The following is an 18,118-nucleotide window of genomic DNA, read 5'->3' as shown; positions in this document are numbered from 1 at the left end:
GAATCCGCCGGTACGGACCCGCGCGGCGTGCCGCACCGGATCCCGTTCACGGGCCCGCGTCCATCCCGGGACCTGCGCACATAACGTTACGTAACCGGGCATCGCGAGAGCGGGCTTGGCGGTGGCCTTACCGCCGCTTTAACCTACGGTCTCGTAACCTACGTATCCGTAGGTAATTCTCCCGTCCCCAGGAGTCCCCCGTGACGATCACCGCTCCCCACCTCGGCAGCCCGAAGGCGTGGACCGACGCCCAGCTGCTGTACGCCCTGGAAGAGGTGGTGGAGAAGGAGCTCAACCGCCATCTCAAGGTCGCCAAGGACTGGATGCCCCACGAGTACGTGCCGTTCTCCGACGGACGGAACTTCCCCGGTGTGTTCGAGGACGGTGAGGCCTGGCAGGCCGACCAGTCCAAGGTCACCGACATCGGCAAGATCGCCCTGGTGGTGAACCTGCTGACCGAGGACAACCTCCCGAGCTACCACCACGAGATCGCCTCCCTCTTCGGCCGTGACGGCGCCTGGGGCACCTGGGTGCACCGCTGGACCGCCGAGGAGGGCCGGCACGGCATCGTGATGCGGGACTACCTGCTCACCTCGCGGGCCGTAGACCCGGACAAGCTGGAGCAGTTCCGGATGGCGCACATGGCGGAGGGCTTCGAGTCGGACAACCGCCACTCGATGCTGCACTCCGTGGCGTACGTCGCGTTCCAGGAGCTGGCCACCCGGGTCTCGCACCGCAACACCGGCCACCAGTCGGGCGACCCGGTCTGCGACCGCATGCTCGCGCGGATCGCGACCGACGAGAACCTGCACATGGTCTTCTACCGCAACCTTCTCGGCGCGGCCTTCGAGCTCGCCCCGGACCTGACGATGCAGGCCGTGCGCGACGTCGTCGTCAACTTCCGGATGCCCGGTCACGGCATGCCGGGCTTCGAGCGGGCCGCCGCGCAGATGGCGATCGGCGAGATCTACAACATGCGCATCCACCACGACGACGTGATCCAGCCCGTGCTGCGCTACCTGAAGGTCCTCTCCATCGACGGCCTGGGCCCCGAGGGCCTGAAGGCGCAGGACGAGCTGGGCCTGTACATGGGCGGTCTGGACAGCGAGGCGGCGAAGTTCGACGAGAAGCTGGCCGCCCGCAGGGCACGGATGGCCGCGCGCGCCGGAGCCTGACGGCCCCGGGTCCGGCAGCCCCCGTCCGGCGTTCGGCCGGACAGGGGCTGCCGGGTCTCACACCGTTTCGTGCAGGTCCCGCGCGTAGTGCTCGATGGCCGCCCGGTACTGACGCACATACGGGTCCGTGCTGCTGGTCGCGAGCAGTTCCAGCAGCAGCCGCATGGCCTCGTGGTGGTCACCGGTGTTGAACAGCGCCATGGCCAGAAACGTCCGCAGCGCCCCGTCGTCGGGGAACCGTTCGACACCGCCGCGCAGCACCTCCACGGCCGTCTCGTACTGCCCGAGCACCCGGTACGTGCTCCCGAGGCCGAGGAGCGCGCCCCGGTGGTCCTCCTCCGAGAGCCCGGTCCCGCCGAGGCCGCGTTCGTAGAACGGCACCGCCTCGGCCTCCAGCCCGAGCACATCGTGGGCCCAGGCGGTCTGATAGGCGATCTCCCCGTCCGCGGGGAACTCGGCGGAGAGGGCCAGCAGTCGTTGCCTGGCCTCCTCCCGGTGGCCCTCGGTGCGCAGCCGTACGGCCGCCGCGAGCGAACTGTCCCGGTCGTGATCATTCATACGGGCATCGTCCCAGGCCGGCGGGGGGTTACGGCCACGGCCCCGCCCCTCGCGTCACGGCGCGGCCGGCTGCCGCGCGTCCTCCCGGATCAGTTCCGCCGCCTTCTCGGCGATCGCGACCGTCGGTGCGTGGGTGTGGCCACGGGTGATCCGCGGCATCACGGAGGCATCGACGACCCGGAGCCCCGGCACACCGCGCACCCGCAGCCGCGGATCGGTCACCGAGGCCGGGTCCGCGCCCATGCGGCAGGTGCCGACCGGGTGGTACAGCGTCTCGGCACCGGTACGGATCGCCTCGGCGAGGCGGGCGTCGTCTACCGGGCCGGGGTACCCGCCCATCGGGCCCGAGGTGTGCGCCCCGAGCCGGGGGCTCGCCAGCAGCGACTCGGCGCGGCGGACCCCGGCGATGAGACGGCCGAGATCGGCCTCGGACGTCAGATAGCCCGGGTCGATCAGAAGTCCCGGGTCGGCCGCGGGTCCGGAGCCGGAACCCGTTTCCTCATGGCCCGGCTCCTTCGGGTCCAGCGTGATCCGGCCCGCGCTCCCGGGCTGGAGGAGCACCACCCCGATGGTGATCCCGTGCTGGGTCGGGGCGGTCAGACCGTGGTTGACGAACGGCGCCGGGGCAAAGATCAGTTCGAGGTCCGGTGCGGCCAGTTCCGGTGTGCTGCGGACGAAGGCGACCGCCTCGGCGAGGTTCGAGGTGAGCGGCCCGCGCCGGGCCAGCAGGAAGCGGCCCACGTTGGCGGGGCTGTCGGCTCCGGTCAGCGTGACCGGCCGGGGGCAGAGCATCGTCACGGCGAACGAGAGATGGTCCTGGAGGTGGCGGCCGACGTCCGGGGACTCGACGCGCACCTCGATGCCCGCCTCGCGCAGCCGGTCGGGGTCGCCGATGCCGGAGCGGAGCAGCAGATACGGCGAACCGATGGCTCCCGCGCTCAGGACGACCTCGCGGCGGGCGGTGATCACCGGCGCGCCCGGGGCGTTCTCGGTGATCACGCCGACGGCCCGGTTGCCTTCGAGGGCGAGGGACCGGACCCGGACGCCGGTCAGCACGTCCAGGTTGGGGCGGCGGCCGGCCGGTTTCAGATAGCCGTCCGCCGCGCTCCAGCGGCGTCCGCCCCGCTGGCTGAGCGGGGTGATCGCGCAGCCGCTGTGGTCGGGGCCGTTCAGCTCGGCCAGCAGCGGGAGGCCCTCGTCCTGGCAGGCGTCCAGGAAGGCGCCGGTGAGCGGGTTGGGGGCGCGGGGCGGCGAGATGAACAGCGGGCCCTCGGTGCCGTACACCGTGCCGTCCGCGGTGTCGCCGGTCCACCGCTCCGCGCGCCTGAAGTAGCGGGCGAGCGCGTCGTACGACCAGTCGTCGCCGGCCGTCCCGGCCCAGGCGTCGTAGTCGTCGCGGTGGCCGCGCACCCACATCATCGCGTTGATCGACGAGCATCCGCCGAGCGTGTGGCCACGCGGCCAGTACAGTTCGCGGCCGCCGAGGGCCGACTGCGCCACCGTGCGAAAGTCCCAGTCGTACGCCGTCCTGAACAGCTTCGGGAAGGCGGCCGGGATACGGATCTCCGGTCTGCGGTCACGCCCGCCCGACTCCAGGAACGCGACCCGGACCGTCGGGTCCTCGGAGAGTCTCGCGGCCAGCACACAGCCGGCCGATCCCGCCCCGACGACGATGTAGTCGTACCCGCTCAACCCGGATCCCCTCGTGGTTCACGCGAACGCCGCGACGGATGTGCGGAGGTCCGAATCGTCGCACGGGCAGGGCGTGTTCGGCCCCGGGGCCGCCGCCACCCGGTCCGAACGGGTGACCTCAGTCGCGTCCGGTTCTGCGCAGCCGGTCCCGCTCCTTCTCGGACAGCCCGCCCCACACACCGAAGCGCTCGTCGTTGGCGAGGGCGTACTCCAGGCAGGCCTCGCGCCCCTCGCAGGCGTTGCAGAGCTGCTTGGCCTCGCGGGTGGAGCTGCCGGGGGCGGGAAAGAAGAACTCGGGCCCCGCCTGGGCGCACAGCGCAGTCTCCTGCCAGGCGAGTGCGGGGTCGGCCGCGGTGTTGATCAGCATGCGGTCCACAGTGCCCGGTCGCGATAAACGACCGATCAACGCTTCATCAATGCGGCGCGCCGATGAGTTCCGGTCAGCTCTGCGACGGCGGCACGCTCTTGATCAGAGCGAATTCGGCCCCCTCCGGATCGGCCGCACCGGCGAACTTTCCCACACCTTCCATCTCCATGGGTTCCAGGGTCAGCCGGCCACCCAGCCGCTCCACGTCCGCGGCCGCCTCGTCGCAGTCGTCCACCTCGAAGTAGGGCAGCCAGTGCGGCCCGGCCACCGCCCTCGTCGGCATCGTGTTCAGCGGCACGAAGCCGCCGAAGCCCGTCTCCTCGCCACCGTCGCCGGTCCGGATCACGGTGTAGGAACCGCCCCCGGGGTACGGCGCCCGGGCGCTCTCCCATCCGAAGACCGCGCGGTAGAACGCGGCGGCCGCGGGCACGTCCGGGGTGTACAGCTCGGCCCAGCAGAGGCTTCCGGGGACGCCGACGGCGCCCAGACCCGGGTTCTCCCCGGGCTGCCAGACGCCGAAGAAGGCCCCTGCCCGGTCCTTGAATCCGGCCATCCTGCCGAAGTCCAGGACATCCATCGGAGCGAACGGTACGGTGCCGCCGGCCTGCTCGACCGCGTGCGCCGTGGCATCGGCGTCCGACGACCGGAAATACACCGACCAGGACGGCTCGGCCTGCTCCTCGGTGACCGTCATCGCGCCGCCGACCGTCTTCCCGTCCAGGGTGAACACCCCGTAGCCGCCGGTCTCCGGACCGCCGGCCGCGTACTCCCAGCCGAAGAGACCGGTGTAGAAGTCGACGGCCCCGTCGAGATCGGGTGTGCCCAGATCGGTCCAGTTGGGCGCTCCGTCGACATAGCGGGTGGTGAGCATGGCCGGCTCCTTCGACGGTGCCCGTGCCGTGCGGCACGGGAGTCCTTCCCGACGCTCCGAGTCTCGCACCGGGCACCGGCCACCGCAGCCCGCGCCCGGTGCTCGGACCCCTTTGCCGTGCCGACCGGTGTACGGGACCCACCTCGCGTCCATGTCCGTGATTGCGGAGGGACGGACTGGTCGGTGTCCGACATCGGTCGCAGTGATCGGTGAAACGTATCATTGGCACTGTTCGAAGATGTCTGTTTTCGTGCTCCCGCAGTGGCCACCAGAGGCTTCGTACCGGGGCTAAGGTGATGCGGATAAGGATTCACTGTCCAGGAGTCGGCCGGCCTCTGCGGCCGGCCCGGGAGGTACGCAGCGGTGGTCAGCATCCGAGAGGTCGCCGAACTGGCGGAGGTCTCCGTGGGAACGGTGTCCAAGTACTTGAACACGCCGCATCGCGTGGCTCCGGCGACCTCGGACCGGGTGCGCCGGGCGATCAAGGACCTCGGCTATGTCCGCAACGAGGCGGCGCGGCAGATGCGTACGGGGCGGAGCAACACCCTGGCCTTCGTCGCGCTGGAGCTCAGGAACCCGTTCTTCGGCGAGGTGGCGCACGCGGTGGAGCGGCGGGCCGCGGAGAACGGGCTCTTCCTCGTGCTGGCGAGCAGCGACGGCGACCCGGTGCGGGAGTCCCAGTACATCGACATGTTCGTGCAGCAGCGGGTGCGCGGGCTGATTCTCGCGTCCGGGACCACCCGGCCGGAGGACCTCGAACTCCTGGCGGCACGCGACATCCCCACCGTGCTGGTCGACGCCTACGCCCCGTCGGACCGCTTCTCGTCGGTCGCGGTGGACGACGCGCTCGGCACCCGGCGGGCCGTGATCCACCTGATCGAGCAGGGGTGCCGGTCGATCACCTTCGTCGGCGGGCCGGAGTCGGTCCGACAGATCGGTGAGCGGCTCGACGGCGCGCGCAAGGCCGTACGGGAACACCCCGGTGTGACGCTGGAGGTGATTCCCACCGACGAGCGCATCGTGACCGCCGGGCTGCACGTCGGGGAGGTCATCGCGGCGCGCGGCCCGGCCGAGCGGCCGGACGGTATCGTCGCGGCCAATGATTCGGTGGCCCTGGGCCTGATGCAGTCGCTCGGGAACCGGGCCGGTCTGCGTGTCCCCTCCGACATCGCGCTGGTCGGCTTCGACGACATGGAGTTCGCGGCCACCACGACGGTTCCGCTGACGACCGTGCGGCGGCCCCGCGACATATTCGGGCGGACCGCCGTCGACCTGGTACGGGACCAGGCCGAGGCCGACGGGCCGCTGCCGGTCCGCACCATCGTGATCCAGCCGGAGCTCATCGTCAGGGAGAGTTCCCTGCGCCGCGGACGTCCGGGCGCGTAGGGCGGTACGTCACTCGGGGTGCGCCCGGAATTCGAAGTGCGCGGTGGCGCCGGTGTGGCGCAGGTCGAGGCTGTGGACGGTGGTCCGGGTCGCGTCCTGGCGTACGTGGGGGTACCGGCTCACCCGTGGCTGCCACGCGGTCGCGTCGTAGTACAGCCGCAGGGCCGCGGCGTCGCCCCGGATCAGGGCTTCGCCCGGTGCGGTCACCTCGATCGGGGCGAAGGACATGAACCGCTCGGTGATGTCGAGCGGGGCCTCGGCCTCGAACCGGTCGCGCAGGGTGAGCACTCCGTCGGTGAAGGCGAACTCCCGGACGAGGGAGGTGAGTCCGGTGACGGGGTAGGCGGCGGAGATGTCGATCCTGAACAGGGCGCGGCCCGGGGCGTGTTCGGCTGCCAGCACCTCGGCCGCGGCTTCCCGGGAGTCCCGTTGGACGGTGCCGTTCAGCAGCGGGACGCTGTGCCCCTGGGATCCGGTGCACAGGATGTCGTAGCGGTCGGGGCCGAAGTACTGCCCGTTGTAGAAGCCCGCGCCCAGCTCGGCCAGCAGCGGCTCGCCGTCCACGGCCACGACGAAGCTGCCCAGGTCGTTGTGGTTGTGCGGCTCCTCGTTGTGACCGCCCTTCGCGGCGAATCCCACCTCGCGGCCGGCGGTCCGGGAGCGCACGATCATCACCCTCCGCTTCATCCTCGACTCCGGCCCGGCCGGGGCGAATTCGTACGACACCACCAGCTGGGCACCGGTCATCGGCTATCTCGACTGAGGACGGCACCACACATGACGCACGACATCGTCCATGACGCCCGCGACACGGCGCTCACCCTGCGCCGGGACCATCTCGCGCACTGGGGCGGCACGGACCCGCGGGGACGGCGGCTCACCGCCACCAACTACTACCTGGAGATCGACGGAGAGCCGCTGCCCCTGGTGGCGGGCGAGTTCCAGCCACAGCGCTACCCCGAGGACGAATGGGAGCAGGCCGTGCTCGCGCTCCGGAGCGCGGGCTGCACGATGATCTCCTCGTACGTCTTCTGGAACCTGGTGGAGCCCCGGCCCGGCGAGTTCGACTTCACCGCCGGGAACGACATCCGGCGCTTCGCCCTGCTCTGCCGGAAGCACGGGATGCTGTTCTCGCCGCGCATCGGCCCGTACAACAACGCGGAGTTCTCCGTCGGCGGGCTGCCGCCCTGGCTGTTCGGCATGCCGGTCACCGAGCGCTCCGACGACCCGCGCTATCTGGAGCTCGTCGGCCGCTACTACCGGCGGCTGGGCACCGAACTGTCGGGCCTGTACTGGCAGGACGGCGGACCCGTCGTCCTCGTCCAGCTGGAGAACGAGCTCACCCACGCGCCCAACCACTGGCGCACCCTGTTCGGCGACACCGCGACGGACCATCGCGGCCCGACGGGCAAGGGGTTCACCGCGCACATGGAGCACCTGCACCGGCTGGCGCGGGAGGCGGGCATCGCCGCCCCGGTCTTCTCGATGACCGGCTGGGGCGCGGGGACCGGGGAGCCACCGCAGGACACGTACATGGTGAGCTACGGCGGCTACATGGACCTGCACCCACGGCCGCGGAACAGCGGTCTGACCGTCTTCACCGGCCAGACCTATCCGTTCCGGGGTCATCTCCCGGTGGCGTTCTGCGAGTTGGGCGGCGGCTCCCCGTCCAGGGCCGCCTACCGGCCGGTGACCGTCCCGGAGGACGTCCTGGTGACCGCGCTGACCAGGCTCGGCGCGGTGGAGACCGTCATGGTCGGCTACTACATGATGCACGGCGGCACCAATCCGGTCCGCGGCGACTTCGGCTGGATGACCAAGGAGCCGCGATTCCCGCTGCGCTCCTACGACTTCTGGGCGCCGGTCAGCGAGTACGGGGAGCGCCGGGACTCCTTCTACCGGGCTGCGCCGCTCAACCGGTTCGTCGCCGAGTTCGGTGCCGGACTGGGCGGGATGCGGGCCGTGCAGCCCCACGACGCCGTCACCGATCCGGAGGAGGACCGGCTGCGCACGGCCGTCCGCTCGGACGGCACCGCCGCGTTCGTGCTGCTCGCCAACTACGGGAACCGGACGCCGCTCAGCCCGCGTGAGGACGTGTCGCTCGCGGTGCGGCTGGACTCGGGTGACGTCCGCATCCCCCGTCGCGCCCGGCTGGCCGTGGCGTCCGGCGGCTGCGCGATCCTGCCCGTGGAGCTGCCCCTGGGCGACGGGGTGACGCTGATCTCGGCGACCGCCCAGCCGCTGGCCCGGCTGGGCCGGGACACCGTGTTCTTCCGGCCGGGCCCGGCGGACGTCGAGTACACCCTGCGGGGCGCCGGCCCGGAGGGGATCGACACGACGGGCACGGTCCACGAGGAGGCGGACGGGGTCACGGTCGTCACCGACGGCTCGTTCACGGTGGGCGACGGGCTCCGGATCGTCACCCTGGGCCGGGCGGAGGCCGAGCACGGCCAGGTCCGGACGGTGGCGGGCGGGCGCCGGTTCGTCACGGCCCCGGACGACCTGACGCTCGACGGCGACTCGGTGACGGTCGGCCGCCGGGTCGCGCTCGGCGAGGAGCCGGAGCCGTTCACCTGGTCGGCGCTGCCCGCACCGGACACGGTGGAGACGGCCGGCCGGGCGGTGCGGGTGGAGCAGGACGGTCCGCTCACCCGGTACACGGCGGCGGCGCCCCGTCCGGCGCTCTCCCCGCAGGCGCTCGTGGTGGAGAAGCTCTCCCCGTCGCGCTGGCTGCTGCGCACGCCCGGCGTGCCCGCCGAAGAGCTGGCCACCCTGTGGGCGGACATCGCCTACACGGGTGATCTGTGCCGGATGTTCGACGCCGCCACCGGCCGCCTGATCGGCGACGACTACCACCACGGCCGCCCCTGGCGGGTGAAGCTCGGCCGATTCCGGGACGCGCTGGCCGGTGCGGGGATCCAGTTGCGCGTCGAGCCCCGGTCGACGGCGACCGGGACGGCGGACGCCGAGGGGATCCTCCTGGACAGCCACGAGGACACCACCGGCGCCGCCCTGATCGACGCGGTGCACCTGTCGGCGGAGGTCGCCCTGCGCTTCGACTGCCGGTAGCCGCCGCGCGGCCCGCACGGACCGCCGGCCGCGCCCCTGCGGCCCGTGGACCGCAGCTCCGCAACGACCAGGCCAGGCCATCGAGACGAGGAAATCCGCCATGCCCGCCCCCCTCCGCGCCCGCCCTGCGGGTCACGCACCCGACCACCGAGTACGACCGGAATCCACTGGGTCTCGACGAGCCCCGTCCGCGACTGAGCTGGCGTCTGGAGTCCGACGAGCCCGGCCAGGCCCAGACCGCCTACCGGATCAGGGTCGCCTCCGATCCCGCCCTGCTCACCGCCCCCGACATCTGGGACAGCGGCACGGTCGCCTCCGACGCCTCGGTACTGGTCCCCTACGACGGCCCCCGACTCGGGCCGCGCACCCGCTGCTTCTGGTCGGTGCGTGCCTGGGACACGGCGGGCCGTGGCTCCGAGTGGAGCGAACCGTGCTGGTGGGAGACGGGTCTGTGCGAACCCTCGCAGTGGTCGGCGCAGTGGATCGGCGCACCGGCCGCGCTCACCGCGGCCCCGGATCCGGCCGGGTCGTTCCGGATCTGGGCGCCGGGGAACGGTCCGGCGGGCGGTGACGGTCCGGGGGCGCGCTGGTTCCGCACCGTCGTCGAGGTGCCGGAGCCGGGGGCCGTCACGGCCGCCCGCCTGGTGGTGACGGCGGACGGCGGCTGCACCGTGTACGTCAACGGCTTCGAGGCCGATCACACCGAGACCGACGCCCCCGTGGTCACCGGACGTTCACCGCGCGTCGTCGATGTCACGGAGCGGCTGATACCCGGCGCCAACGTTCTCGCGATCACCGCGACTCCGCCCGTGGACGGCGCCGCGGGGGTGCTCGGTGTACTGGAGCTGTCGACGGCGGACGGTGTGCGGCGGATACCCACCGACGGCGCCTGGCGGGCCACCGACCGGGAGCCGTCCGGCGGCTGGCACTCCCCGGGGTACGACGACGGCTCCTGGTCCGCGGCCACCGTCCTGGCGCCCTGGGGCGCCGGGCCGTGGACCTCCGCCCCGCCCGCCCATGCCCCCGTGATCCAGCTCCGCCACGAATTCCGGCTCGCCGACCGTCCGGTGGCGCGGGCCAGGCTGTACGCCACCGCTCTCGGGCTGTACGAGGCACACCTCAACGGCGGGCAGGTCGGGCGGGACCGGCTGGCCCCCGGCTGGACCGACTACGACCGGCGGGTGCAGTACCGGACGCACGATGTCACCGGCCGGGTGCGCCCGGGTGCCAACGCGCTGGCGGTGAACCTCGCGTCCGGCTGGTACGCGGGCGGCATCGGCTGGTTCGGCCCGCACCAGTACGGTCGCCGGCCGGCGCTCCTGGCCCAGTTGGAGGTCACCTACGAGGACGGCTCGACGGAGCGCGTGGTGTCGGCGCCCGGCTGGCGGGCCGCCGCCGGGCCGGTCACCGACGCGGACCTGATGGCGGGCGAGGAGTACGACGCCCGCCGGGAGACCGGGGGCTGGACGGAGCCGGGCTTCGACGACTCGGGCTGGCTCCCGGCCGAACCGGTCGGCGGGGTCCGCGCCGAGCCGGTCGCCCAGCTCGACCGGCCCGTCGAGGTGGTGCGGGAGCTGTCGGCACGGGAGGTGACCGAGCCCCGGCCCGGGGTGTTCGTCTTCGACCTCGGGCAGAACATGGTCGGCTCCGTCCGCCTCAAGGTCTCCGGCCCGGCCGGCACCACCGTGCGGCTGCGGCACGCCGAGGCGCTGAACCCCGACGGCACGCCGTACACGGCCAATCTGCGCTCGGCCCGCGCCACCGACAGGTACACCCTGAAGGGCGGCGGCCCGGAGACGTACGAGCCGCGCTTCACCTTCCACGGATTCCGCTACGTGGAGGTGACCGGGTATCCCGGCACCCCGGCCCCGGAAGCCGTCACCGGTCTCGTGATGCACACCTCGGCACCCTTCACGCTCGACTTCGCCACCGACGTCCCGATGCTCAACCGCTTGCACGACAACATCACTTGGGGCCTGCGCGGCAACTTCCTCTCCGTGCCCACCGACACCCCCGCCCGGGACGAACGCCTCGGCTGGACCGGCGACATCAATGTGTTCGCCCCGACGGCCGCGTACGTCATGGACTCGGCGCGCTTCCTCACCAAGTGGCTGCGGGACCTGCGCGACAGCCAGTCCGACGACGGCGCGTTCCCCGACGTGGCCCCTCATGTGGGGCCGCTGGGCAAGGGGGTGGCGGGCTGGGGGGACGCGGGAGTGACCGTGCCGTGGGCGCTCCACCGCGCCTACGGGGACGTGCGGGTGCTGGAGCGGAGCTGGTCCTCGATGCTGAGGTGGCTGGAGTACCTGGACCGGCACAGCGAGGGCTGTCTGCGCCCGGCCGAGGGCTACGGCGACTGGCTCAACACCGACGACGAGACGCCCAAGGACGTCATCGGCACCGCCTACTACGCCCACAGCGCCGACCTGGTGGCTCGGACCGCCGAGGTGCTGGGCGAGGACCCGGCGCCGTACCGTGCGCTGTTCGCCAGGGTGCGGGACGCGTTCCGGGCGGCGTACGTCTCGGCGGGCGGCCGGGTCAAGGGCGACACCCAGACCGCGTACGTGCTCGCACTCTCCATGGACCTGCTGGCCGGGGACGACCGCAGGGCCGCCGCCGACCGGCTCGTGGAGCTGATCGAGGCCCGGGACTGGCATCTGTCGACCGGTTTCCTCGGCACACCGCGCCTGCTCCCCGCGCTCACCGCGGCCGGCCGCACCGATGTCGCCCACCGGCTGCTCCACCGGCGCACGTTCCCGAGCTGGGGCTACCAGATCGAGCGGGGCGCGACGACGATGTGGGAGCGCTGGGACTCGGTCCGTCCGGACGGCTCCTTCCAGGACGCCGGCATGAACTCCTTCAACCACTACGCGTACGGCTCGGTGGGCGAGTGGATGTACGCGCACATCGCCGGGATCGCGCCGGGCGGTCCGGGGTTCAGGCACCTGGTCGTCCGGCCCAGGCCCGGTGGCGGGGTGAACGAGGCCCGGGCCCGCTTCGACTCACCGTACGGTCCGGTCTCCACCCGCTGGAGCACCGCCTCGGGCACCTTCCGGCTGGAGGTCTCGCTGCCCGTCAACACCACCGCCGAGGTGTGGATAGCGGCGTCCGCCGCGTCGGAGGTGGCCCACGGCCCGGCACGGTTCCTGCGTCTGGAGGACGGCTGCGCGGTCTTCGCCGTCGGCTCCGGCACGCATCGCTTCTCCGCCTGAGCGACGCCCTGTCCAGGGCAGGGGCGGGGGCACTCCTCGGCGCTCCCCGCCCCTGCCCCTGCCTCGTCAGCGGGTGATGCCCAGTGCCGGGAGCACCGTCTCCGCCACCCGGTAGGCCTCCTCCAGCAGCGGGTTGCCGGAGAGGATGAAGGTGTCGACGCCCAGTTCCTCGAACTCCTTGAGGCGCTCGACGACCTGGGCCGTCGAGCCGACGACCGCGGTGCCCGGCCCCGGCCGGAACAGGCTCATCCCCGGCCACATGTTGGGGTGCGCCTCCAGCTCCCGGGCGTGCGCCGGGACCTTGCCGCCGTGCTGGCGGAACTGGCGCTGCCAGCCCACGCCGTCCTCCCCCGCCCGGTCGCCGAGCTGCCGGGCGTACGTCGCCCCGCTCGTCACGTCGAGGAGCCGGTCGGCCGCCGCCCAGGCCTCGTCCTCGGTGTCCCGGACGATGAGGTGGAGCCGGAGCCCGATCCTGAGCGTGCGGCCGTACGCGGCGGCCCGCGCCCTGACCCGTTCCAGCTTCTCCTTGAGCAGGTGCGGGGGTTCGCCCCAGGTCAGGAAGACGTCGACGTGCTCGGCCGCCATCTCGATCCCGGGGGCGGACGAGCCGCCGAACCAGAGCGGGATGTGCGATTCCTGGACCGGCCGCAGCTCCCCGAAGGACGCGCCGGCGTTCTTCAGGTCGTAGAAGCGGCCCTTGTGGTCGAAGACCTCACCCGCGGTGAGCCGCTTCACGATCGACCAGTACTCGGCGCTCAGCTCGTACCGCTCGTCGTGCTCCACATGGAGTCCGTACTCCTGGAGCGACTTGGTGGAGCCGTTGACGACGTTGAAGCGGAGCCGGCCGCCGAACAGGTTGTCGAAGCTGAGGGCCATTTTCGCGAGCAGGGTGGGCGAGATCAGGCCGGGGTGGACGGCCAGCAGGGGCTTGAACGCGGTGCTGGTGGAGGCGGCCAGCGCGCTGCCGAGCGGCCAGACGTCGTACAGGTCGGTGGCGAGCAGCGCACCGCTGTAGCCGAGGCGTTCGACCGTGCCGGCGAGCTGGGCGAGGTAGCCGAGGTCGACCGGCCGCCGGCCCTCGGGTTCCCAGGGGTAGGCGCCTTCGCGCGGGATGACATACCAGAGGACTTCGGTCGCCATGCCGTCATACCGCCTTGTCCGCACCGGTGGCGGCACCTTCGCCGGCACCGGCGAGGGCGTGGGCGACGGTGACCGGGCGGTCGATGAAGCCGGTGCGGTGGAAGATGTCGGCCGCTTCCTGCTGCTCGGCGACGAAGGCGTCGGTGACCGGCTCGATCCTCCACGGCAGGGCGCGCAGCGCGGTCTCCCAGTCGTCGGCGCTTCCGCCGAGGTCGGCGGCGGCGATCCCGGCCGCCCGACGGGGGTGGGCCGCCGCCCAGTCGTCGGCCCGCTGGAGGGCGCGGGTGAGCGCCTCGACGACCTCGGGGCGGCTCTCGGCCAGGTCGCGGCGGGCGAAGAAGACGGAGCGGTCGGTGATGACGTCGCCGGTGCGGATCAGGGTGCGCAGCCCGCCGGTGCGGCGGGCCGCGGCCAGTTGGGCGCCCTGGGCCACCCAGGCGGCGACGGCGCCGGTGCGCAGCAGTTCCTCGCTGTCGTCGGCGCTGCGGACGGCGGTGATGTCGTCGGCGTAGGAGAGCCCGGCGTCGTCGAGCGCCTTGGCGACGAGGTGGGTCTGCCAGGAGCCGATCGCGAGGTGGACGGTGGCGCCCTTGAGGTCGGCGACCGTCCGTAGCGGGCCGTCCTCGGGGACCAGGAGGGCGCCGTGTCCGGGGCGCGGGGCGGAGACGGCGGTGTAGACGATGTCGTGGCCGGCGGCCTGGGCGGTGACCGGCGGGGTGGAGCCGGTGCCGCCGAAGTCGATGACGCCGCGGCTGAGGAGTTCGCCGGTGCGGACGCCGTTGGTGTACGGGTGGAAGACGACGCTCTCGCCGAGCGGCGCCAGCTCCTCCTGGGCGAGGCCGAGCCGGGTGAGGTGGTACAGGTGGTAGAGGGACGGGTTGCTGCTGTGCACGCCGATGGTGATGGTCATTCAGATCACTCCGACTTCGGTACGTTCGGGGGCGGTTGAGGGGTGGTGCGGGGCCGTCTCGACGCCGAGGTCGTCGAGGAGGCGTCGGCGCAGGGCTCCGAAGGCGGGGTCGCCCGGGTCGCGCGGCCGGTCGACGGTGACCGGTTCGTCGGTGACGAGCCGGCCGTCGCGCAGTACGGCGACCCGGTCGGCGAGCCGTACGGCTTCGTCCACGTCGTGGGTGACGAGGAGGACGGCGGGCCGGTGCTTCCGGCACAGCTCGCCCACCAGGTCCTGCATCTTCAGCCGGGTCAGGGCGTCGAGTGCGGCGAACGGCTCGTCGAGCAGCAGCAGTTCGGGTTCGCGGACCAGGGCGCGGGCGAGGGCGACGCGCTGTGCCTCGCCGCCGGAGAGGGTGGCGGGCCAGGCGTCGGCGTGCCGTTCGAGGCCGACCTCGGCCAGGGCCCGCAGCCCGTGTCCGGAGCGGCCGCGCGGCAGGGCCACCGTCACATTGGCGAGGACCTTCTTCGACGGTACGAGGCGGGGTTCCTGGAAGACGACGGTACGGGCCTCGGGGACGAGGACCTCTCCGCCGTCGGCTCCGTCGAGTGCGCCCAGGATGCGCAGCAGGGTCGTCTTGCCGCTGCCGCTCGCGCCGAGCAGGGCGACGAACTCGCCCCGTGCGATGTCGAGCCGGAGGCCGTCGAGGACGGCGCGGTCGCCGAAGACGCGCCGCAGTTCCCTCACGCGTACGGCGGGTCGGGGGGCGGGGTCGGTCATCGGGGGGCTCCCTGTGTGGCGCGCCAGGGCATCAGTAGGCGTTCCAGCAGCCGTACGACCATGTCGGCGGTGAGTCCGAGCAGCCCGTAGACAAGAATGCAGACGGCCAGGATGTCGGTGCGGGCGTAGCTCTGTGCCTGGGACATCAGATAGCCGATGCCCGCCGTGGCGTTGATCTCCTCGGCGGCGATCAGGGCGATGACGCTGAGGGTCATGGAGAGCCGCAGTCCGGCGAGCAGGGACGGCAGGGCCCCGGGCAGGACGACTTCGCGTACGAGGGCGAGGCGGCCCATGCCGAAGCTGCGCATGGCCTCGACGAGTTTGGGGTCGGTGTCGCGTACCCCGCTCGATGTCGACACGTACATCGGGAAGGTGGTGGCGACGGCGATGAGGAGGATCTTCGCGGTCTCGTTGATCCCGAACCAGACCATGAACAGGGGCACCAGGGAGAGGAACGGGATCGTGCGCAGGGTCTGGATGGAGGAGTCGAGGAGTTCGTCGCCGAGGCGGGTGAATCCGGTGGTGATGCCGAGGACGAGTCCGGCGGCGAGCCCGATGAGGAGGCCGAGGCCGGAGCGGGTGAGGGAGGTGGTGAGTGCGTCGGGCAGCTGCCCGTTGCCCCACAACTCCCCCACCGCGCGGAGCACTTCGGCGGGCGATGCGAGTACGTCGGGGGTGAGGACGCCGGTGGCGGACGCCGCCCACCACAGGACGAGGAGGGCGAGCGGGCCGAGTGCCCGGACGGTCGCGGAGTAGCTCCGGCCGCGTGCCCTGCTCCGTTGCGGGCGGGGCCGGACGAGGCCCTGGTACGGGGTGGTCCCGCTCATTTCAGCTTCTCGATGTCGAGGAGGTGGGCGGCGACGTCGACCTGGTCCGGGGTGACCTTCTGCTCGGCGTAGAAGCCGGCGACGTCCTCGAAGCGTTCGATGTCCTCCGGTCCGATGGGGTCGACCGTGCCGCCCTTGCGGGTGAACGCGGTCTGGACCTCCTTCGCCCTTCCGGTGACGGCGGTCGGTCCGACATCGGTGAAGACGTTCAGGTACGCGGCCGGGTCCTGCTTCTCCTTGGCGGCGGCGTCGTGGAGGTAGCGGTAGAGCGCCCTGACGACCCCGGGGTGCTGCTCGGCGAAGCCGGTGCGTACGGCGTTGAGGCTGTAGTTGTCGGAGCCGATCGCGGCGCCGTCGGCGACGAAGTGGGCCTTGCCGCTGCCGATCTCGGCCACGGCGTAGGTCGCCCAGACCGCCCAGGCGTCGACCTTGCCCGCGTTGAACACGGCGGCCGTCTGGTCGGGCCGCAGATAGACCCGCTCGACCTTGTCGGCGGGGATGCCGGCCTTGTCGAGTGCCTTCAGGAGCAGGTACTCGCCGGTGCCGCCCTGGTTGACGGCGACCTTCTTGCCGACCAGGTCGGCGACCGATCCGATGCCGGAGCCGTTCCTTACGAGGATGCCCTCGCCGGCCGCGTCCGGGGCGACCGCGGTGAAGAACTTGAAGCCGGGGCGCTGGGCGAGCGAGGTGATGCCGGAGGTGATGGAGCCGGTGGCGATGTCGAGCTGGTCGGCGTTCATCGCCTGGGCGGCCGGGGCGAAGGGTCCGGCGCTGCCGGTCCAGCGCACCTTGGCGCCGGCCTTCGCGAGCGCCTTGTCGAGGCTGCCGTCCTTCTTGCCGAGGGCGAGCACCCCGGAGTTGCCGGGGTCGGGGATGCGGATCTCGACCGTGTGCCCGGCGCCGGAGCGGCTGTCGGCCTCGGACGAGCCGCAGGCGGTGAGGGCGAGGAGTGCGGTGGCCGTGAGGAGCGCGGGGGCGGCGGCCGTGCGCAGTGGTCGGGGAAGGTTCATGGTGTCGGGGTCCTCAGAACTCGGGGGCGAAGGCGCGGTGGGCGGGGCGGGAGGCGGCCAGTGCGGTGGCGCGGCGCAGCGGCTCGGGGTCGGCCCAGGCCGTGATGTCGACGGGTTCGGGCAGGAAGCCGTGGGCGCGCAGCCCGGCCTCCTGCTCGGCGAGCAGGGTCAGCCGGTCCGGGGAGAGATCGGGGTGGAGGGTGAGATGGGTGCCCGGCCGGTAGGCCCCGGCGACGCCCTCGGCGCCCGCGCCGGTCTCGGCGCCGAGGATCCGGGCGACCTCGGCGGGCTGTTCGGCGGCCCAGTCGGCGGCCCTGAGCAGGACGGCGAGGAAGCGGTCGACGAGGCCGGGGTGGTCGTCGAGGAGCTGCTGGTGGACGGTGATGGGGCGCGGGGTGCCGTTGTTGACGCGGAACCGGCGGTCGGCCGCCTCGTCGAGTTCGACGGCGACCTCCGCACCGGCCCGCCGGGCGGCCTCGACGGCCAGGGCGCCCTTGACGTACACGGCGTCGACGTCGCCGCGCCGCAGCGCCGCCAGCTCGGCACCCCATTGGTCGCGGTGTCCGGCGGCCGGCACATCGACGAACGTGGCGTCGTCCGGCCCGAGTCCGGCGGCGGCGAGTGCGCCCTCGAAGCCGCGCAGGGCCATGGCCCGCCAGAAGTCGATGGCGATGTCGTGCACGGGTGCGGCGAGCCGCAGTCCGCGCAGTGCCTCGACGCCCCGGATCCCGGAGCCGGGACGGACCAGTACGGTCTGCCGCTCCTCGATCCAGGTGAGACCGATCAGCCGGGTCCGCTCCCCGCGTGAACGGGCCCACAGCGCGGGTACGTTGCCGCCTTCGCGGAACAGGCCCGGCAGGGCGTGGGTGTAGTGGGCGGCCCGGTCGGCGCCGGGTGCGGCGTCCTGGAGGGACCGCACCTCGATGCCGTCGGGGGCGAACTCTTCGGTGAGCCACCGGCGGTCGGCGGCGATGCCGGTCGCGGTGGGTACGGGACAGCGGGTGAACCAGAGGGTCCGGGGCAGGACGGCATGCGTCATGGAGTCTTCCCGAGGGTCGGCGAAGCAGGGGGCGCGCAGGCGGACGGTGCGGTGGGCGCGCGGCAGGTACGTCGGGGGTGCGGGACCGCGTACGGCGAAGCGC

At 72.5% G+C, this 18,118-nt stretch carries 15 protein-coding genes; 4 read left to right on the top strand and 11 right to left on the bottom strand.

What is annotated here, in order from left to right; all coding sequences use genetic code 11:
- The first annotated feature begins 200 nt into the window (after nt 1–200).
- Entirely contained in the window at nt 201–1,175 is a 975-nt protein-coding gene (locus ABZ622_RS21350) for an acyl-ACP desaturase (protein WP_360545355.1), read from the top strand.
- Nucleotides 1,176–1,232: 57 nt separating this feature from the next.
- On the opposite strand, the gene ABZ622_RS21345 is transcribed toward ABZ622_RS21350, so the two are convergent.
- From ABZ622_RS21345 to ABZ622_RS21330, 4 genes are all read right to left on the bottom strand, one after another.
- Entirely contained in the window at nt 1,233–1,733 is a 501-nt protein-coding gene (locus tag ABZ622_RS21345; RefSeq protein WP_360545353.1) for a tetratricopeptide repeat protein, read from the bottom strand.
- A 54-nt stretch (nt 1,734–1,787) separates the two neighbouring features.
- Entirely contained in the window at nt 1,788–3,425 is a 1,638-nt protein-coding gene (locus ABZ622_RS21340; protein WP_360545351.1) for a GMC family oxidoreductase N-terminal domain-containing protein, read from the bottom strand.
- A gap of 118 nt (nt 3,426–3,543) precedes the next feature.
- The gene (locus tag ABZ622_RS21335; protein ID WP_124720677.1) at nt 3,544–3,792 is read right to left on the bottom strand and encodes a WhiB family transcriptional regulator; all 249 of its coding nucleotides are present in this window, start codon (nt 3,790–3,792) and stop codon (nt 3,544–3,546) included.
- A 73-nt stretch (nt 3,793–3,865) separates the two neighbouring features.
- Nucleotides 3,866–4,663 carry a VOC family protein gene (locus ABZ622_RS21330; RefSeq protein ID WP_360545348.1) on the bottom strand — a complete coding sequence of 266 codons (798 nt, stop codon included), beginning with the start codon at nt 4,661–4,663 and terminating at the stop codon, nt 3,866–3,868.
- A gap of 363 nt (nt 4,664–5,026) precedes the next feature.
- Between ABZ622_RS21330 and ABZ622_RS21325 the strand changes: the two genes are divergently transcribed.
- Entirely contained in the window at nt 5,027–6,049 is a 1,023-nt protein-coding gene (locus ABZ622_RS21325) for a LacI family DNA-binding transcriptional regulator (protein ID WP_360545346.1), read from the top strand.
- Nucleotides 6,050–6,058: 9 nt separating this feature from the next.
- Here ABZ622_RS21325 and ABZ622_RS21320 read toward each other — a convergent pair whose 3' ends face one another.
- The gene (locus tag ABZ622_RS21320) at nt 6,059–6,796 is read right to left on the bottom strand and encodes a heparinase II/III family protein (RefSeq protein ID WP_360545344.1); all 738 of its coding nucleotides are present in this window, start codon (nt 6,794–6,796) and stop codon (nt 6,059–6,061) included.
- A gap of 30 nt (nt 6,797–6,826) precedes the next feature.
- Here ABZ622_RS21320 and ABZ622_RS21315 point away from each other — a divergent pair, with 30 nt between their 5' ends.
- Both ABZ622_RS21315 and ABZ622_RS21310 read left to right on the top strand, forming a co-directional pair.
- Nucleotides 6,827–9,118: a beta-galactosidase gene (locus tag ABZ622_RS21315; protein ID WP_360545342.1), complete on the top strand. Its 2,292-nt coding sequence runs from the start codon at nt 6,827–6,829 to the stop codon at nt 9,116–9,118.
- A 125-nt stretch (nt 9,119–9,243) separates the two neighbouring features.
- A complete protein-coding gene (locus ABZ622_RS21310; RefSeq protein WP_360545451.1) occupies nt 9,244–12,330 on the top strand; it encodes an alpha-L-rhamnosidase in 3,087 nt (1,028 codons plus the stop codon).
- A gap of 66 nt (nt 12,331–12,396) precedes the next feature.
- Here ABZ622_RS21310 and ABZ622_RS21305 read toward each other — a convergent pair whose 3' ends face one another.
- The 6 genes from ABZ622_RS21305 to ABZ622_RS21280 are packed head-to-tail and all read right to left on the bottom strand — an operon-like array spanning nt 12,397 to nt 18,015.
- Nucleotides 12,397–13,470, bottom strand: coding sequence for an LLM class flavin-dependent oxidoreductase (locus tag ABZ622_RS21305; RefSeq protein WP_360545340.1), 1,074 nt, complete (start codon nt 13,468–13,470; stop codon nt 12,397–12,399).
- Between the two features lie 4 nt (nt 13,471–13,474).
- Nucleotides 13,475–14,380 (bottom strand): ABC transporter substrate-binding protein, encoded by a 906-nt coding sequence (locus ABZ622_RS21300; RefSeq protein WP_360545338.1) that lies wholly within the window; start codon nt 14,378–14,380, stop codon nt 13,475–13,477.
- Nucleotides 14,381–15,139 (bottom strand): ABC transporter ATP-binding protein, encoded by a 759-nt coding sequence (locus tag ABZ622_RS21295; protein ID WP_360545336.1) that lies wholly within the window; start codon nt 15,137–15,139, stop codon nt 14,381–14,383.
- Nucleotides 15,136–15,966 (bottom strand): ABC transporter permease, encoded by an 831-nt coding sequence (locus ABZ622_RS21290; protein WP_360545334.1) that lies wholly within the window; start codon nt 15,964–15,966, stop codon nt 15,136–15,138. The genes ABZ622_RS21295 and ABZ622_RS21290 overlap by 4 nt, the downstream gene beginning before the upstream one ends.
- Entirely contained in the window at nt 15,963–16,976 is a 1,014-nt protein-coding gene (locus tag ABZ622_RS21285) for an NrtA/SsuA/CpmA family ABC transporter substrate-binding protein (protein ID WP_360545332.1), read from the bottom strand. The genes ABZ622_RS21290 and ABZ622_RS21285 overlap by 4 nt, the downstream gene beginning before the upstream one ends.
- A 13-nt stretch (nt 16,977–16,989) precedes the next feature.
- On the bottom strand, nt 16,990–18,015 hold the full coding sequence (locus ABZ622_RS21280; RefSeq protein WP_360545330.1) for an ABC transporter substrate-binding protein: 1,026 nt from the start codon (nt 18,013–18,015) through the stop codon (nt 16,990–16,992).
- Nucleotides 18,016–18,118 lie beyond the last annotated feature (103 nt).

It is taken from the genome of Streptomyces sp. NPDC007164 (assembly GCF_040634135.1).
In the GTDB taxonomy this organism is placed as follows: domain Bacteria; phylum Actinomycetota; class Actinomycetes; order Streptomycetales; family Streptomycetaceae; genus Streptomyces; species Streptomyces sanglieri.
Note: the sequence above shows the minus strand (reverse complement) of the source record. Positions and strands in the feature narration are given on the sequence as shown.

Bases quoted from the DNA above. Each gene is read 5' to 3' on its own strand.
- ABZ622_RS21345 (WP_360545353.1), bottom strand. From the start codon at position 1,733: ATGAATGATCACGACCGGGACAGTTCGCTCGCGGCGGCCGTACGGCTG.
- ABZ622_RS21335 (WP_124720677.1), bottom strand. From the start codon at position 3,792: ATGCTGATCAACACCGCGGCCGACCCCGCACTCGCCTGGCAGGAGACT.
- ABZ622_RS21330 (WP_360545348.1), bottom strand. From the start codon at position 4,663: ATGCTCACCACCCGCTATGTCGACGGAGCGCCCAACTGGACCGATCTG.
- ABZ622_RS21320 (WP_360545344.1), bottom strand. From the start codon at position 6,796: ATGACCGGTGCCCAGCTGGTGGTGTCGTACGAATTCGCCCCGGCCGGG.
- ABZ622_RS21315 (WP_360545342.1), top strand. From the start codon at position 6,827: ATGACGCACGACATCGTCCATGACGCCCGCGACACGGCGCTCACCCTG.
- ABZ622_RS21305 (WP_360545340.1), bottom strand. From the start codon at position 13,470: ATGGCGACCGAAGTCCTCTGGTATGTCATCCCGCGCGAAGGCGCCTAC.
- ABZ622_RS21300 (WP_360545338.1), bottom strand. From the start codon at position 14,380: ATGACCATCACCATCGGCGTGCACAGCAGCAACCCGTCCCTCTACCAC.
- ABZ622_RS21295 (WP_360545336.1), bottom strand. From the start codon at position 15,139: ATGACCGACCCCGCCCCCCGACCCGCCGTACGCGTGAGGGAACTGCGG.
- ABZ622_RS21290 (WP_360545334.1), bottom strand. From the start codon at position 15,966: ATGAGCGGGACCACCCCGTACCAGGGCCTCGTCCGGCCCCGCCCGCAA.
- ABZ622_RS21285 (WP_360545332.1), bottom strand. From the start codon at position 16,976: ATGAACCTTCCCCGACCACTGCGCACGGCCGCCGCCCCCGCGCTCCTC.
- ABZ622_RS21280 (WP_360545330.1), bottom strand. From the start codon at position 18,015: ATGACGCATGCCGTCCTGCCCCGGACCCTCTGGTTCACCCGCTGTCCC.